The organism is Rothia sp. HMSC065D02 (genome assembly GCF_001815285.1).
GTDB classification, from domain to species: domain Bacteria; phylum Actinomycetota; class Actinomycetes; order Actinomycetales; family Micrococcaceae; genus Rothia; species Rothia dentocariosa.
In genome coordinates this window covers 48,329-63,764 of the sequence record NZ_KV820092.1, presented here as the reverse complement: position 1 = coordinate 63,764, position 15,436 = coordinate 48,329, and the positions used below count along the sequence as shown (strand labels likewise).

The window sequence follows — 15,436 nt, the reverse complement described above, 5'->3', positions numbered from 1 at the left end:
TCTCGCCGGTTTGCAAAGCGTCCGGCACTATACCTGCGCGCCGCTAACCCCTATGCTAAAGAGGTAGGGCTTCTCGCCCCAAGGTGCAGTGCAGCGCACCGGTTATGTATCACATCAGCATTCAGAATTGTCATGGAATATCAAGACACCAACACGTACAGTATCTACCTCGGTTCCTCCCGCGAACAGCACAAATATATCGTGTCGCAATCGCAGGTGGTCCTCAAGCTCGGCAGAATCCTCATGAAATCGGGGGCAAGTGCCTACCGTATCAAGGCATCAATGGCGCGTTTAGCGAAGGCCGTGGGGCTACAGGAACATCATGCGCAAGTGACCTTCACAGAGATCGCCACCTCATCATATGCAGACGGTAATTTCCGTACTGAAGTTGCCGAGCAGCGCACGATGGGCATTAACTCCTACAAAATTGACCTGCTGGGTAAGTTCATTTCTGAGCTTCCCGATCGCATATCTCCATCTGAGGCTGACGCCGAGATTACCCGCATCGATTCCATGCCGCATCTCTACAAACGCTGGATGCTCTCCCTCGCCTCCGCCATAGCCTGCACCGGGTTCGCCTTCCTCAACAGGGGCGGTCTGGTGGAATGCCTCGTCGTATTTATTGCCGCTGGCGCCGGTCAATTTTTGCGTTCTACCCTGATGAAGCGCGGTACAAGCCATATGGCGATTTGGATGGCGTGCGGATTTCTTGGGGCAGGAACCTATATTGGAATTATTAGGCTTCTGGTGGCTCTAAACCTCGTGGGAAGCGACCATATGGTGGGGTTCATCTCCTCAATTCTGTTCTTGGTGCCAGGATTCCCTATGGTGACCGGCATGCTCGATATTTCCCGTATGGATTTCCTGGCCGGTGTTTCACGCCTGACCTATGTGGCGGTGCTTTTGGTGAGCGGGTCTTTCGCGGTGTGGGTTCTTGCCTCGCTCTTCGAGATTCCGCTTCTGCAAAATATTCGCCCGGATATTCCGGTGGGGTTATATATCCTACTGCAGGTTATCTCATCGGGAGTTGCTGCCGCCGGGTTTGCCATGCTCTTTGCCGCATCTCCCGTGGCGTGCGTATGGGGCGGCGTTATTGCCGCTATCGCTAACCCGGCGCGTATTTGGCTTGTGGAGGCGGGCTGGGCTCCCCATATGGCGGCGACGGTCGCGGTGTTCGGGGTCGGCATTATGGCGGAGATCGTGGCGCCGCTGCACGGGCGTAAATATTCGCGTATCTCCCTGTCGGTGCCTGCCGTAGTGACGATGGTTCCGGGTGTGCCGTTTTATCTGTCAATGTCGTATTTTTCGGGCGGGAATATGTACGCGGCTACCAATGGTTTCGTGCAGTCGCTCCTCACCTTCTTGGCCCTGGGGCTGGGGCTGGCGTTTGTGCGCCTTCTTTTCGATAAGAACTGGCTCTTCGATCAGGATACTCAGGTGATGAAAAAACTCGATAGCGCCTCACATATGCGGTAGATCTTCTGCAATGAATGCGTGACGGCTCGTCGTTTAGGTGGCCGGTTCTGTAAGCTTTCGTGACGAGTCAGCAACCCTGTGCCCTATCTCGTGTGCTACGTTTGTATTGTTTCAGGGGTTTTGTGCCGCTCACACTCACCAACCAAGCGACTGCTCTTCCGGTGTCGCTCGTTTGCACGGCATATTTTCCTCTCAACCAATTACCGAACGAGAAAGATCACCGTCATGCTACACCGTATTATCCAGCGCCCTCTGAATACTGCCTTTGATAAACTTTATGCACGCCGTGCCGCCAAGTTCCCTATAAATCCAGATGGTGTTTTGCGCGTCAGACATCCGGCCTTGATCCTTATTTCGGTCTTCATCTCGGCTCTGGTGGGCACTCTGCTCACAGCTCTTATCGTGTATATGGTGCTGCATCCAAACACAACGCAAACGCCCCAACAATCACTCTCAATCCTGGGATCTTTTATCCTGTGTGTTGTTATCTTTTATGCCTTAGCCGTTTGGGCGTACCTCAACTATAGAAATATCTACGTTGAGACAGCGCACGACTATGTAGAGCAACGAAATGCTTTCGGCCGGATCACCCGCATCTATTACAGCGAGGTAAGCGCTTACAGCTATTGGTATGAGTACAACAACAAAATGCTGACGCTGTTCTCCTCTGACGGCCGTCAAGTTTCTTTCCGCCCCAAAATATACCGTGGGGAACGTGTGCTCGCGGTTTTGGCGTTTAGGATGTATAACTCCCGCTGGCCTGACCCGCGAAACAGCAGCGATCAGCACATTGTCGAAACTCAAGCAGCAAACGGTATCGCCGAAAAAGCCCTCTGGAATGAGCATCCGGTCGGTAAGAACCTGTTGATGCCGCAGGACATTCAGTAATTCCGCAATAAACGGTGGGAGCAGAAATTATTTGGCTGTTTCTGCTCCCACCGTTTATTGTCAGGGGCTATATTCCGGGTGAAATTATCTGAGGCTTGCAGATTTTACGATGCGCTCCCCTGCGGTGGGTTTTGGTTCTGCTGATAGTTGTGGGGCTGCTGCAGGTATCCATAGGGGTTCATCTGCTGGTTCGAGGGCTGCTGGCCTGAATTTAGATAGCCCTCTTGAGGATACGCGTTCTGCGGGTATTGTGGCGGCATTGGTTGTTGTGGGACAGCAGTCTGTTCGGGCGTTATAAATCCATTTACTTGAGGGTATTCCATCAAGAAATCGGTTACTTCATATTTGGAGTCTGCTAGTTTCATGATCACAAGTTCATCTTCAGGGTTCTCAAGGTCAGGCCAACGACCAGAACGTGCCCGCGCATACAGCAAGGCGCCAAAGATTCTTTCTTGAGGTTTGGCCGGAATACACGAGAAAACTGTGTTTCCCCAGGGATCTATCAGATAAAGATCATCGCTAAGGTCTTGAGTAATTTTCCAGTGCTGCCCATCTAAGGTTTGACGTTTCCTTTTGGGACTGTATATATACCCGTCAATAGCTGCAAAGGGAGTAAATTTTTCTTTCCCGAAGACGGTCTGAGTCAGGAACCCTTCAGAGGTTATATCGATATAACTCATATCATGCTGAGCAACGAGGAAAAATAAACCTAATATCAGGATGGGTCCACCATATGCAAAGATTGTTATCTTAATGGTATGCGACCCATCATATTCTCCTGAAAATATGAGTGGAGCAAAATACAGATATCCAATAACTAAAATATAGAGAATATAGTTAGCTCCATGAAAGCGCCGTACGCGGTACGGATGTTTTTTAGACTCCACCCAAGATTGTACCAGCGAGAAAATAAGGTGAATAGAACATAGCACTGCCACGGCAATCCAGGCAAAAACCATTATAGAAACTCCATATCATCGGTGATATTTCCCTACCAGGATACCCTGAGAGGTACCCAGGTCTCATGCACAGTTCCTCGCTTAAAAATCCTGTCGCCATCGATTAACGGTTAGATACCTGACAACCACATCTTTCGTGTACTCCGCCAGAATTTTTTCATCCTCTGAGTACCCCAGCTGAGGCCATCGTTCCTGCATACCGCGAAACATCAAGCACTGTCCCACATAATCCGGCATGGCCGAATGACGTACCTGTGTCTGAAGAATTTTTTTACCTTCGTGATTAATCACGCGGAGCCTATCGCCGCGGGAAGTATTCACAGCGTGTCGATCTCCCATAGACACGCGAAGGGTTCCTTCGAAATCAAATCGAGCTGGGCGATAATCGTACCCTTTGATATCAGAAAAAGGAATATTATGCACTCGCCCAAAACCACTACGAAAGACAAACCCCGAAGGAACAAGCTCGATATACCGAATCGTGAGACCACGTATAAGGAGAATAATAAAAATAAAGAATGCGAATATTAGGCACATCGGTACAGCAAAAAGTACGATGACTATAGGAGTCCCTGCGCTTGGCGTCAGAATGACAGAAAGAACAAATGCAAAGAAACTGCCAAAGCCCACCAGAAAAATATCAACAATCACTAGAATCCACCACGGGTATCGTGCCCGCCGAAGCATTGCTTCGCTCTCACGTTTAGCTCTCATCCCCAAATAGGTAATATGTAACGCTGCACAGGTAAGCAACACACCACCAGCAATACCTGCACTCACAAAAACTGATGTATTCACAGGTGTACATCCTCCCACGGTCCTTGACGTTCTATAGATTATTTAAATAATTCTTTGGTGAGTGTCTAAATATTCTGATTCTTGCAACTGGTGCTAGAGTCCCCCATTCTGTTCTTTATTGGCATTTCAAGGCTAGCATTACATCTCCTCCAATACGGGATATTTAAGTCTTAGAGGAAAGATTTTGCTCCTCCTTGCATCAGGTCTTTGACCCTCCAGCGTGCAGCCCTTCAATACAGATCGTCAGCAAATCCCATAATTCTTGCCGTTTCGTATCACTGAGTCCACCCACCATGTGCTGCTCAACATCGCGGATGCGCCCGGTCGCCTGATCGAGCACACGCTCCCCTTCCGCTGTGAGTATGGTCGGTAGCGCGCGACCTCGGGGGGCTTGCTCTGCTCGCTCAATCAAACTGCGTTCTTGAAGCCCTCGCAAAAGCGTATTCATCGTTTGGCGGGTTACGAAAGCCTGCCGCGCCAGCTCAGCATTAGAAGCACCCGGGGTAGACTTTAGGATTTCCAGGCACACGTATTGTGCAACGGTAATCCCAAGTGGGCGCAGAACCTCTTCCATGCGCGAGCGCAGCAGTGATTGCACTTCTTTGAGTCGATATCCAATAAGTTGATTAAATTCCTCTTGCCTCATGTCAATATTCTGACATATGCTGTTAATGTCAGTATCCTGACATAGAATGACCTTGTAGTTCGGGGCTGTTAGCACTGTTAACCCCGGACTCTTGGTACTCTTCACCGCTTTAGGAGGTTCTTATGCGCTACTGGGTTGGAGTAGCCTCACGCGATCATGTTTTACTCGGCGTTGCGGGCGGATTCTGCCAGGTTTGCCACGGCAAACAGGCACCGCTGGCACGTATGAAACGAGGAGATTGGATTCTGTATTACAGCCCTAAAACCGGCATGAACTCTGGTGAAAAAGTTCAGGCCTTTACCGCCGTGGGGCAGATTGTGGACGACCGAGTCTACCAGTTCCGCATGGCCGAAAATTTTGAGCCGTTCAGGCGTGACGTTGTGTTTCAGGATGCGCCGCATCCGTGCCCGATTGAGGTAGCACGCGAGCACCCTGAATGGCGGAATTATGCGAAGCAGCTGCGGTACGGGCATTTTGAGGTTTCGCACGATTTCTTCGAGCACATTTACCGTTACATGATGGCAAGCAAGCACGAGACAACACCCGATAGGTGTTAGGCAGCCAGCCATATGGCAGCATGCAGAGCTTTACGGTATAGAAGCAAGGCGTGGCGGTCGGTTCATCGAGAACCACGCCACTCAATCCTTTGTAATCGAACGGCAGCTCGCCCAAACTCGTAGGCGTTGACGCAGCGTCGCTGTCCGATGACCGATAACCGCCTATCATGGGATAAGAGACTTTCAGGCGCCCACACACGAAAGGTTACCCATGACCGTATCAGCCGAACACCACCTCGCACACCAGCACAGCGAAGAGCTTTTTGAACGCTCCCGTTCCGTCATTCCCGGCGGAGTAAACTCCCCCGTGCGCGCTTTCAACTCCGTGGGCGGCACACCCGCCTTTGTGGACCGCGCATCCGGCCCCTATATTTATGATGCTGACGGCAACGAATACGTAGACCTCGTCTGCTCGTGGGGCCCGGCGATTCTTGGGCACGCGCATCCGCAGGTTGTTGCAGCTGTTCAAGAGGCTGCCTCACGCGGACTGTCATTCGGCGCTGCATCCGCGCCCGAGGCAGAGCTCGCAGAGCTTGTGGTCGATCGCATCAACACCGCACTCCCGGGCGCGATCGAACAGGTACGTATGGTATCTACCGGTACCGAAGCCACCATGACCGCTATTCGCTTGGCGCGTGGCATCACCGGGCGCGATAAAATTATCAAATTCTCGGGCTGCTATCACGGGCATGTGGATGCGCTGCTCTCTGAAGCAGGCTCCGGCGTGGCGACTCTCGCCCTACCCGGCTCGGCGGGCGTGACCGCGGCGACCGCATCTGAAACTATCGTGCTCCCCTACAACGATCTTGACGCCGTGCGCGAGGCTTTCGCCGCGCATCCGGGAGAAGTTGCCGCCGTTATTACCGAAGCTGCCCCCTGCAATATGGGCGTGGTGACTCCCGAACCGGGCTTTAACCGTGGTCTGCGTGAAATTACGCAGAGCAATAATGCCCTGTTGATTTTTGATGAGGTGCTGACTGGTTTCCGTGTCTCGTCTGCCGGGTACTGGGGTAAGTTCGCCCCCGAAGATAACGGTTGGGTTCCCGATATTTTCACTTTCGGTAAAGTGATCGGCGGCGGTATGCCGATCGCCGCACTCGCCGGTAAACGTGAGGTGATGGAGCATCTGGCACCGACCGGCCCTGTCTACCAGGCGGGCACGCTCTCGGGTAATCCGCTCTCGGTTGCATCCGGCATTATGACCCTCAAACTCGCCGATGATGCCCTCTACCGCACGCTCGATACACATTCGGAACAGCTGCAGGCTGCACTGACGCAATCGCTTACCGATGCCGGGGTGGATCATTCGATTCAGACGGCGGGCAACCTGTTCTCGGTTGCCTTTGGTACCGGCGAGCACGGCGTGCACAACTACGCCGATATTAAGGGTTCTGCTACCGCCAAATACACGGCATTTTTCCACGCCATGCTTGATGCTGGCGTATACCTTCCCCCAAGTGCTTTTGAGGCGTGGTTCCTCTCCGGAGCGCACGACGACGCCGCGATGGAACGCATCATTGAAGCACTCCCGGGCGCGGCACGTGCGGCGGCTAAGGCCTAGCACATCCTCTGACCTCGTGTTTTCCCACAAGATCTCGGTACAAATTCCGGACTCTGCCCGCCGTCAGCAGCAGCTTCTCAGCTTTGCTGGCGGCGGGTATTTTCTGAGATATTCATCCATACTGTTGAGCGTCGCGAAAGTGAACAACGTAGAATGCTGTTATGGACTTTCGGGATATTTGGCTTATAGCATTCATCGTATATTTGGGGCTATGCCTGCTCATTGAGGCGGTCTATCCAGTGCGGGTGCGTAAAAAGTATGCGCTCAAAACCGAGCACGCTAAGTGGTTTTGGTCGTATAAACACTTTTTCCTATACCTTTGGGCATGGATTGTTAATGCGTCCCTTTTCATGCTGTTCTGGGAGTTTAATGAAATACTCCGCCCCATAGCCCTATCTCTCCCGTTCCTGATGGTATATGCGGCGGCACGTATTGGGCGGCGCAACTACCGCATCTTCCACGGCGCTTCTCCGGACGACCGCGCTGTGGGTATGCCCAAAATCTACAGCGCTACCCTGGGTAAGCTCAGCAAGCCCCTACGTACGACGGGTCATCAATCTGGACTAATGCTAGATCATGACCTGAGCACTACCGCGCTGATAAGCGGCCTTATCTTTTTCGTGTCCATTGCCCTGTTTTTGCTTCGGCTGACCGATATCGATTTTGAATACGCGCCGCCGGTTCCCTATAACGCTATTATTCTGGGAATCGGATATATTGCCGGTATCGTCGCGCTCGTCTCGTATACGAACTCGTACCTTGTCTCCACCCCCACTCTTCTGCAGGTCGGCCGGGGACCTTTCCGCAACCCGCGCGATATTCCATACCGCCAGCTGAGGAGTTACCGCGTGGTGCCTCAAGATCCAGATGCCACTGACCCTGATACCAAAGATTTATCGCAGTGGAATCTGGAATTTAAGGTACCTCGGGCCAACAAATATACGAAAGAGCTGCGCGACCCCAATCTTGAGTATTTGGTTCGGCAGATTGCCTTCCGCGTGGAACAAGAACGCTGGGCTGACGATAACTCCCCTGCCGACCGAGAACGGCTCGAAGAATATGGCCGGGATGCGCGCCTCGTGTGCATCACTAAGGGCTATATTCCGGCCGGTAAACACGCGCAGGAGGCGGCAGATCGCGCATCCTTCAAGCAGACACATTAGAGTTTTCCGCACTCTGCTGCACAGGCACAAATGGGTTCTCTATTGTCGTGACGCTATCGCAGAAATGCTGGTTTCACGTTTTATGGAGAGCCTATCTTTGAATATTCTTCGCTTTTTGCCGATATCTCCTCAATCCGGCACTAAAAGTTATGACAGTAAAGTAAATCTTCTACATTTCTTCAACGGTTTTCTGAGAATATTCTATTAAATTAAATATTTTTTACGTAAACTTTGTGATTGGTTCGCACAAAACGTTTATTCGTCGTACAGTTGCACTAGAGGCACTCTTTTGAGGATCTTCTGCCCTGTATCGTGCGTGCCGTTTTGCGCATTCACACCATGAAATGCGGATATAAGACGCGGCTCTCGCAATGTACTCGGCGAATCCTCAAAGATTGCCTTGACCTTCCCTAAAGAAGATCACAACGTTCTGCGGCTGGGCGCGAACCTTCCGGATCGGCTAATTCAGGCCGAGAGTATGCGTCACACCATCGTCGGTTAGCTCGCCTGCTGTGCAACACTGAGGTTCTTCTGTGGGGGTACATATCACTTCCGACTATTCACCAACCACTACAACTCAGAAAGCCAATTCACCGATGAGCATCAGCAATAACTTCACCACCTGTACACGCCGAGCCGCGTTCGGTTTTCTAGGGGCATCGTCTCTGGTAGCGCTCTTGACCGCCTGCGACGACGAGGACAAGCCCGGGGCACGGCCCAGCACAACAACCAGCAGCGCCGCCGCGCCTGAGACCGAGCCTCCAGAACCTGCCGATTCACCCAGTGCCGCACCCAGCTCATCCGGCCCCAAGTATTCCGGCAAGTCTAAAGCTCCTGCGGGAGAGTTCCGGGCGGCCGATATTTACGGTCCGGCGCAGAATGTTCCTAAACCCACAAATCCACCTGGCTACACCGAACCCACCCTTGACGGCATGATGAAAAGCATGAAGGCATGGACGCAATGGCGCAATTATGGCATGCAGACAGGTGATTACACCGAGGCATATAAGTTTGTGTCTAAAAACCTCGTCGAAGAGATTAATGCTTACAACGCAGATGCAAAACTGTACCACGACGGTGGCTGGATTATTGGCGGTGAGCAGCGCTCTTATGATTTCAGAAATGACCCCGTTCACCAGGGTAACGGCGTGTATTCCTGGGATTTCTTCGTGGGATGGTCCTATATCATTACCGTAGGCGCAGATGGCCGGCACAAGCGCAGCAGGAATACCAACTATGCCGATAATCTTTACACGCTTACCGTTCATTATGAAGAAACAGGTTGGATTATCGACAGCATTACCCGCAAGCAAGCCCAGAAATAATTCTTAGATTTTTGCTTTCCTAGCCGTATTAATCCCCGCCGGAGCATTCATAATGGATGCGCTGGCGGGGATTTACCGAAACTGTAGGTTAATACATATACGTAAAAAGGAGCTCGATGGAAATCTCCAAATTGTTGCGCCAGGGTATTTTAGAAGACGGTATTACCTGGAGTTCTGAGCTACTTATAGAAAAATTCCATAGATACCTCTATAGAATTGACAACACTCACGGAACCGGTGAACCCGCTATTTTCATTGGGTTAAACCCAAGTTTAGCCGGAAGCTTTAGAGCCTCCGATCCTACGGTAAAAGCTCTAACTCAGGCTATGCTGGGAACCTGTCGTTTTCTCGATCCCGCGCATTCTGCACCATTGCTGCACGCCCGTACGGTGCTACTTATTAATCTATTCACCTTTGTAGAACCAAATGCACACAATATAGATTATTCCCTAGACCAGCATGCGGTTGCCGAATTAGAGACGGTACTTACCGAGTTCCCGCACGCGCCAATTGTCTGTGGCTGGGGCAAAGAGAATAATTCACCTGAGAGCCGGGAAGTGTGGCATCAGCAGATAAGCGAGTTTATCCGGCGGCTCGCAGATCGTTCCTGCTACCGTCTGGAGCTACCATATTCCCATGTTCCTGATGGTTCATTGGATGCGCGTTCCTGGTCACCGCGAGGTATCAACAGTGCCCTCAGGAACTTGCCGTCTGGTACCCGCATGGTCCTTGCCCGGTTTACTCCCCAATAAAGTATCCCTAGGGTTAGTCTTCACGCAGCCAGCGGGCGGCTTCGGTTGCATAGTAAGTGAGAATCATGTCCGCGCCCGCGCGGTGAATCGAACGCAGTGCCTCTAACGCCACGGCGCGACGGTCGATCCAGCCGTTTGCTGCGGCGGCCTCAATCATGGCGTACTCCCCCGACACCTGGTACGCCGCCACCGGCACAGGTGAAAACTCGGCGACCTCACGCACAATATCGAGGTAACTTCCGGCGGGCTTGACCATCACCATATCGGCGCCCTCGTCAATATCGGTCTGCACCTCTAGGAGAGATTCGCGGCGGTTCGCCGGATCCTGCTGATACGTTTTGCGGTTTCCGGTAAAGCTAGACTCCACCGCATCGCGGAACGGGCCAAAGAACGCGGAGGCATACTTCGCCGAATACGCCATAATAGAAACATTCTGGAACCCGGCCTCGTCCAGTGCGGCGCGCATGGCGGCAATCTGCCCGTCCATCATGCCTGAAGGAGACACCGTGTGTGCCCCGGCGCGTGCCTGAGACACTGCCATCTTGCAGTACAGTTCCACGGTTGCATCGTTATCGACAATCATGGTGCCGTGTCCGTCATCGACAAGCACGCCGCAGTGCCCGTGAGAGGTGAACTCGTCCAGGCAGGTATCGGCCATAATAACAATCTCATCACCAAACTCGGCACGGCAGGCAGCGATAGCCCGGTTCAAAATACCGTTGTCGTCCCAGGCCGCCGAACCTACCTCGTCCTTATCATCGTCAAGCGGAACCCCGAAGAGGTCGATGCATTTAATGCCCGCCTCCACAGCCTGGCGCACGGCGGGAATTAGGGACTCTAGCGTGTGCTGGTACTGGCCGGGCATTGAGGAAATTGGCTGTGGTTCGCTAATGCCGTCGCGCACGAAAAACACCTGAATAAGCTGCTCGGGACGCAGCGCAGTCTCGGCGGTGAGGGCGCGCATCGCGGCGGTGGTGCGCAGTCGGCGGGGTCGTCGGGTAAGAATCATCGACATAACCTTTCACAAAATACTTCTATGTTTAGCGAGATGCATCTAGGCTGAATGCAGCAGTTCAACGGCTGCTAGAGCCAGGGCCTCCGGAGTGGGAGAATCGGCCGTCCTATGGCACAGTCCTAGCTCCCCGCATGTGCGGGCGGTCGTGCGACCGATAGCTGCCACCGGAGGGATTCGTTCAGGGTTAGGGTTCTCCCCCACCAGCTCTTTGAGCCTTGACGGAGCGGTGGCAACAATAACGTCTACCGCGGCGGAATTCGAGCCAATACCGGCACCGGCAATAAGCTCACGCGCATTCACACAGGAGATCTCTCCCGCCTCAAGTACGGAGGCGGTCGCCGGCACCATCTCGTAAACCACCGCACGCACGGCACGGAAGCCTAACCCCACTAGCCCTTCACGCAGAGTTGGGCGGGCGTTTGTCCCTTCAAAGACGAGCACGCTCGCCTGAGCAGAAAGCATATCGTCCCAGCCCAATGCAACAGATTCCGGGGTATTCTGCGGTTTACGCAGACTCTCAGGGATGCCCAGCTCAGGGTTGGCGCCCTCGGTAGGAAATTCTGCGAGCATACCCAGCGCATCCTGCTTTTCAGGCATGAAGTGGGGTTCCAGGCCAATCTCGCGTAGTGCCCGTGCTGTTGCGGATCCCACGCAGGCGATCCGGGTTCCGCCATCGCGCAGTGCCCACGCAAAGGATGTGCCGAAAAGCTCGGCGCAGGAACGCACCGCATTCGCGCTCGTGAAAGTAGCCCAGAGAAAGGCTCCCTCCGCCGCTAAGCTCACCAAGGAAAACAGCGAATACTCGGGCGCAACTGTACGGGGCAGCTGCATGGGCGCAAAATCCACCTGAATCTTCGGAATGCCTCGCTCCGCCGCTAAATCGTTCAAAGCACGCTCAAAAGGCGCACCTTGAACCGCCGTGCGGGTCAACAGAACCCGAGCCACGCTCTATTTCACCTCAAGACCGGCAAGGGCTGCAGCGCCCATCTGAAACAGGTCTTCGGCAACGCGAATACCCAGTCGTTCAGCGCCGGGAACATCAAGCTCACCAGTGGCGGACGTGTGGCGCAAGCTTTCGGTACCGTCAGGCGATGCGACAACTGCTGTGAGCACAAGATCGCCGTCTTTGACGGTGGCATAGGCGCCGATAGGAGCGGCGCATCCGGCCTCAAGACGGCGCAGAAGACGACGTTCGGCAGTGACCTCAAGGTGGGTTTCAAAGTGGTCGGCAGCAATAAGCGCTTCCCCCAGGGTGCGCACAGGCTGGGAAATTTCAGAGTCGAATAAAGTCGCGGTATCGGGGTTAACAAATTCGGTTTCGCGCACCTCAATGGCGAGGGCGCCCTGCCCGGGGGCCGGGAGCATGCGGGAGGGGTCAAGGTATTCGGTAATAACGGATTCTTTGCCGAGACGTTTGAGCCCCGAAACGGCGAGGATGACGGCATCGCAATCACCGGTGTTTTCGGTACCGATTCCACGGTGCGCGGCTTCGTCGGTTTCGGTGCTGTCACGCACGACGACTTGGCGGTTTCCGTGTTCTTCGAGCCCTTTCACGCGGGCTATGCGAGTGCCCACGTTGCCGCGAATATCAACGATTTCAAGGTCGGGGCGCAGGGCATGTACCTGTGCGGCGCGGCGCGGTGATCCGGTACCGACGCGGGCGCCCGTAGGTAGGGTATCGAGGGTGAGGTTATCGCGCGCTACCAGGGCATCGCGCGGGTCTTCGCGTTCAAGAATTGCCGCGATGACGAGCCCGGGGCACGGTTCGGCAGGTAAGTCTTTGAGCGAGTGCACCGCAACATCGACTCCGTCGGGGGTATCACCGTCGAGAAGGCGTTGGCGCAGTGCGGCGGCGAAGACTCCGGTGCCGCCGAGGGTTGCGAGCGGTCCGGTGAGCACATCCCCGTCGGTTTTGACGGTGGTGATGTCAAAGGATAGGGTGCGTTCGGCGCCGTGTTCGCGGGAGTGAGTGTTGAACACCTGAACGATGTGTTCGGCGGCAAGGGTGCTCTGGGTGAGCGCCAAGGCTGAGCCTCGGGTGCCGAGAATATAGGGGTCGCTCATGGTTCTCCTCAGGTTTTATGGGTGCCGTATGTGCGGACTCATCAATACGGTTGGGATGAACCCGCACATACGGCAGCGCTTATACGCGCTCATTGCAGCAGGCGCAGTCTTCCTTAGGGGTGTACTCCGCAATTACAGGTTTTTCCTGACCGCGCAGGGGTTTACAGCAGTCAGGGTCGCATTCGTCGAACCAACCGAGTTCGCCGGATATGGACTCCCCGAAAACGCTTTCGCGCCTGTCGTGATCGGATTCTGCGGGCTCGGCCATACGCTCGACAATCAGGCGGCGCAGCGATTCCACATAGGCGGGGTGCACGCCGGGAGTGGGGGTGCGCACCGCCACGATACCGTGGTTACGGCAGGTTTCCATCGCCTCGGTATCGAGGTCCCAGAGGACTTCCATATGGTCAGAGACGAATCCCAGCGGAACCATAATGATGCCGTCTACGTCACCAGCGATTTTGTCGATGGCGTCGTTAACATCGGGCTCTAGCCAGGGGGTGGAGGGTGAACCGGAACGCGACTGATAGACGAGCTCCCAGTCGATGTTATCCAGAAGGCTCTCGTCCTGTTCACGGATCTTTGCAAGAATAGCGCGCGCCACCTGCAGGTGTTTCTCTACGTAGGCAGAACCGCCCTCGTAGTCGATTCCGCGCGGGCCCGCCTCATTAGCGGCAGAGGTCGGCACCGAGTGGGTGCAGAACATAATGCGAATACGCCCATTCCCTGCGGCCGCCGTTCCGTCAGCAATGCGCTCCGCCACGGTATTGCGAACCTGTTTCAGCCCGTTCTCTAAGCCCTCAGTAAAGGCCTCAACGAACCCGGGCGCATCGAAAAATTGGCGAATCTTATCAATGCGCATGCGGTCTTGAAGACCGAGTTTCTCCAACGCCACGCCGTAGTCTTCACGGTATTGGCGGCAGCTGGAATACCCGGGGTAGGCGCTAGTGGCGAGCACCAGAATATTGCGGTGCCCTTCCTCATAAGCCTGCTGTACTACGTCGGTCACATAGGGTTTCCAATTGCGGTTTGCCCACACGATCGGAATATGCGGCCCACGTTCCTGCATGGCTTCTCGAAGTGCTACCAAAAGTGCACGGTTCTGCTCGTTAATGGGCGAGATACCACCGTTTGCGCGGTAATGGGTAGCGACTTCCTCCAGACGTTCATCAGGTATGCCGCGCCCCGCCGTAACGTTGCGCAGGAAGGGAATCACGTCTTCCTGTCCTTCGGGCCCGCCGAAGGAGGAAAGAATCACCAGGTCATAGGGGGCGGGCACGGCGGTGCGAGAGCGTGTAATACCGCACTCCCCCCGGTACGACTTTAGCGTCTCGGGGGTAAGCACTGCAGGCCCGTTGGAGGCGGTATTTGCGGGGTCTGTAGCGTTCGGGCAAACATCGTCCGGGATGTTCCCGCAGCACCCTGCGCGTACGATCTCACTCACGCGAGCACCTCGGCGACATCGGCGGCGTTCACACGACGACCGGTGTAGAAGGGAATTTCTTCACGCACATGCAGGCGTGCCTCGGTATTGCGGAAGTGGCGCATCATATCGACCAGATCGACAAGTTCGGGAGCCTCAAGGGCGAGTACCCATTCGTAGTCGTTCAAACCGAAGGTTGCCACGGTATTCGCGAGCACCTGCGGGAAGTCGATAGCCTTCATGCCGTGGTTCTTGAGCATTTCGGCGCGGCGTTCGGGATTCATGTAGTACCAGTCGTAGGAACGCACGAAGGGGTATACGCATACCCATGCCTCGGGTGCCTTCTGGCGCGCATAGGCGGGTGCATGGTTGCGAGTGAATTCTGCCTCGCGGTGCACGCCCATAGTCGACCAAACGATGGTGGTCGCGCTGAAGAGCGCGGTACGGCGAATCTTGCGCACGGCTGCCTGCAGCTTTTCGGGAGTCGGCCCGTGGGTCCACACCATAACATCGGCGTTATCGCGCATAGCGGAAACATCGTAGAGTCCGCGCAGCGTTACGCCGTCCGCTTTGAGCTCTTCGATGAGCTGCTCAAACTCGGCGATAGCTTCCGCCGAGGATGCGCTTTCGGCACGCTGCCCGGCACGGGCGAAGACGGTGTACAGGGTATAGTGCAGAGTTTCGCCTTCTTCACGACCGCGTTTGTTCTCATCAGCTGGGGAATGCTGCACGGCATATCCTTTGGGCGCGCCCCCGTACCCGCTTCCATGAGAGCCGTGAGCCGCATTCTGATGTTCTTCGTGAGACAT

Annotated in this window: 15 protein-coding genes; 7 read left to right on the top strand and 8 right to left on the bottom strand. The window is 54.5% G+C overall.

Annotation, left to right across the window (positions count from 1 at the left end):
* Positions 1-132: 132 nt before the first annotated feature.
* Both HMPREF3016_RS07855 and HMPREF3016_RS07850 read left to right on the top strand, forming a co-directional pair.
* Entirely contained in the window at positions 133-1,476 is a 1,344-nt protein-coding gene (locus HMPREF3016_RS07855) for a threonine/serine exporter family protein (protein ID WP_013397450.1), read from the top strand.
* 225 nt (positions 1,477-1,701) lie between these two features.
* Positions 1,702-2,364: a hypothetical protein gene (locus HMPREF3016_RS07850; protein WP_070627972.1), complete on the top strand. Its 663-nt coding sequence runs from the start codon at positions 1,702-1,704 to the stop codon at positions 2,362-2,364.
* A 104-nt stretch (positions 2,365-2,468) separates the two neighbouring features.
* Here HMPREF3016_RS07850 and HMPREF3016_RS07845 read toward each other — a convergent pair whose 3' ends face one another.
* The 3 genes from HMPREF3016_RS07845 to HMPREF3016_RS07835 all read right to left on the bottom strand — a co-directional run bounded on the left by HMPREF3016_RS07845 (position 2,469) and on the right by HMPREF3016_RS07835 (position 4,767).
* The gene (locus tag HMPREF3016_RS07845; protein ID WP_246825603.1) at positions 2,469-3,044 is read right to left on the bottom strand and encodes a hypothetical protein; all 576 of its coding nucleotides are present in this window, start codon (positions 3,042-3,044) and stop codon (positions 2,469-2,471) included.
* A gap of 360 nt (positions 3,045-3,404) precedes the next feature.
* Positions 3,405-4,121 (bottom strand): hypothetical protein, encoded by a 717-nt coding sequence (locus HMPREF3016_RS07840; protein WP_004005085.1) that lies wholly within the window; start codon positions 4,119-4,121, stop codon positions 3,405-3,407.
* Positions 4,122-4,320: 199 nt separating this feature from the next.
* Positions 4,321-4,767: a MarR family winged helix-turn-helix transcriptional regulator gene (locus HMPREF3016_RS07835; protein ID WP_070741531.1), complete on the bottom strand. Its 447-nt coding sequence runs from the start codon at positions 4,765-4,767 to the stop codon at positions 4,321-4,323.
* A 122-nt stretch (positions 4,768-4,889) separates the two neighbouring features.
* Here HMPREF3016_RS07835 and HMPREF3016_RS07830 point away from each other — a divergent pair, with 122 nt between their 5' ends.
* From HMPREF3016_RS07830 to HMPREF3016_RS07810, 5 genes are all read left to right on the top strand, one after another.
* On the top strand, positions 4,890-5,324 hold the full coding sequence (locus tag HMPREF3016_RS07830) for an EVE domain-containing protein (protein ID WP_070741528.1): 435 nt from the start codon (positions 4,890-4,892) through the stop codon (positions 5,322-5,324).
* Between the two features lie 211 nt (positions 5,325-5,535).
* Entirely contained in the window at positions 5,536-6,885 is a 1,350-nt protein-coding gene (hemL, locus tag HMPREF3016_RS07825; RefSeq protein ID WP_070741525.1) for a glutamate-1-semialdehyde 2,1-aminomutase, read from the top strand.
* A 161-nt stretch (positions 6,886-7,046) separates the two neighbouring features.
* Entirely contained in the window at positions 7,047-8,048 is a 1,002-nt protein-coding gene (locus HMPREF3016_RS07820) for a hypothetical protein (protein ID WP_070741522.1), read from the top strand.
* Between the two features lie 596 nt (positions 8,049-8,644).
* Positions 8,645-9,373, top strand: a complete 729-nt coding sequence (locus HMPREF3016_RS07815) for a DUF6318 family protein (protein ID WP_037231075.1) — start codon at positions 8,645-8,647, stop codon at positions 9,371-9,373.
* 116 nt (positions 9,374-9,489) lie between these two features.
* Positions 9,490-10,125 carry a DUF1643 domain-containing protein gene (locus HMPREF3016_RS07810; protein WP_070741519.1) on the top strand — a complete coding sequence of 212 codons (636 nt, stop codon included), beginning with the start codon at positions 9,490-9,492 and terminating at the stop codon, positions 10,123-10,125.
* Between the two features lie 13 nt (positions 10,126-10,138).
* Here the strand turns inward: HMPREF3016_RS07810 and hemB are convergent, their stop codons facing one another.
* The 5 genes from hemB to hemQ form a co-directional block, all read right to left on the bottom strand.
* Complete coding sequence (gene hemB / locus HMPREF3016_RS07805) at positions 10,139-11,134, bottom strand: porphobilinogen synthase (RefSeq protein ID WP_070741517.1); 996 nt, start codon at positions 11,132-11,134, stop codon at positions 10,139-10,141.
* 45 nt (positions 11,135-11,179) lie between these two features.
* Positions 11,180-12,085 carry a uroporphyrinogen-III synthase gene (locus HMPREF3016_RS07800; protein WP_070741514.1) on the bottom strand — a complete coding sequence of 302 codons (906 nt, stop codon included), beginning with the start codon at positions 12,083-12,085 and terminating at the stop codon, positions 11,180-11,182.
* Positions 12,086-12,088: 3 nt separating this feature from the next.
* Complete coding sequence (gene hemC, locus HMPREF3016_RS07795; RefSeq protein ID WP_070741511.1) at positions 12,089-13,204, bottom strand: hydroxymethylbilane synthase; 1,116 nt, start codon at positions 13,202-13,204, stop codon at positions 12,089-12,091.
* Positions 13,205-13,283: 79 nt separating this feature from the next.
* Positions 13,284-14,648, bottom strand: a complete 1,365-nt coding sequence (locus HMPREF3016_RS07790) for a ferrochelatase (RefSeq protein ID WP_070741508.1) — start codon at positions 14,646-14,648, stop codon at positions 13,284-13,286.
* A complete protein-coding gene (gene hemQ, locus HMPREF3016_RS07785) occupies positions 14,645-15,436 on the bottom strand; it encodes a hydrogen peroxide-dependent heme synthase (protein WP_013397467.1) in 792 nt (263 codons plus the stop codon). Before hemQ ends, HMPREF3016_RS07790 begins: the two co-directional genes overlap by 4 nt.

Excerpts from the sequence above, each read along its gene's own strand:
- hemB (WP_070741517.1), bottom strand. The coding sequence starts at position 11,134 with ATGATTCTTACCCGACGACCCCGCCGACTGCGCACCACCGCCGCGATG.
- hemC (WP_070741511.1), bottom strand. The coding sequence starts at position 13,204 with ATGAGCGACCCCTATATTCTCGGCACCCGAGGCTCAGCCTTGGCGCTC.
- HMPREF3016_RS07850 (WP_070627972.1), top strand. The coding sequence starts at position 1,702 with ATGCTACACCGTATTATCCAGCGCCCTCTGAATACTGCCTTTGATAAA.
- hemQ (WP_013397467.1), bottom strand. The coding sequence starts at position 15,436 with ATGTCTCACGAAGAACATCAGAATGCGGCTCACGGCTCTCATGGAAGC.
- HMPREF3016_RS07830 (WP_070741528.1), top strand. The coding sequence starts at position 4,890 with ATGCGCTACTGGGTTGGAGTAGCCTCACGCGATCATGTTTTACTCGGC.
- HMPREF3016_RS07855 (WP_013397450.1), top strand. The coding sequence starts at position 133 with ATGGAATATCAAGACACCAACACGTACAGTATCTACCTCGGTTCCTCC.
- HMPREF3016_RS07845 (WP_246825603.1), bottom strand. The coding sequence starts at position 3,044 with ATGAGTTATATCGATATAACCTCTGAAGGGTTCCTGACTCAGACCGTC.
- hemL (WP_070741525.1), top strand. The coding sequence starts at position 5,536 with ATGACCGTATCAGCCGAACACCACCTCGCACACCAGCACAGCGAAGAG.
- HMPREF3016_RS07815 (WP_037231075.1), top strand. The coding sequence starts at position 8,645 with ATGAGCATCAGCAATAACTTCACCACCTGTACACGCCGAGCCGCGTTC.
- HMPREF3016_RS07835 (WP_070741531.1), bottom strand. The coding sequence starts at position 4,767 with ATGAGGCAAGAGGAATTTAATCAACTTATTGGATATCGACTCAAAGAA.
- HMPREF3016_RS07810 (WP_070741519.1), top strand. The coding sequence starts at position 9,490 with ATGGAAATCTCCAAATTGTTGCGCCAGGGTATTTTAGAAGACGGTATT.
- HMPREF3016_RS07820 (WP_070741522.1), top strand. The coding sequence starts at position 7,047 with ATGGACTTTCGGGATATTTGGCTTATAGCATTCATCGTATATTTGGGG.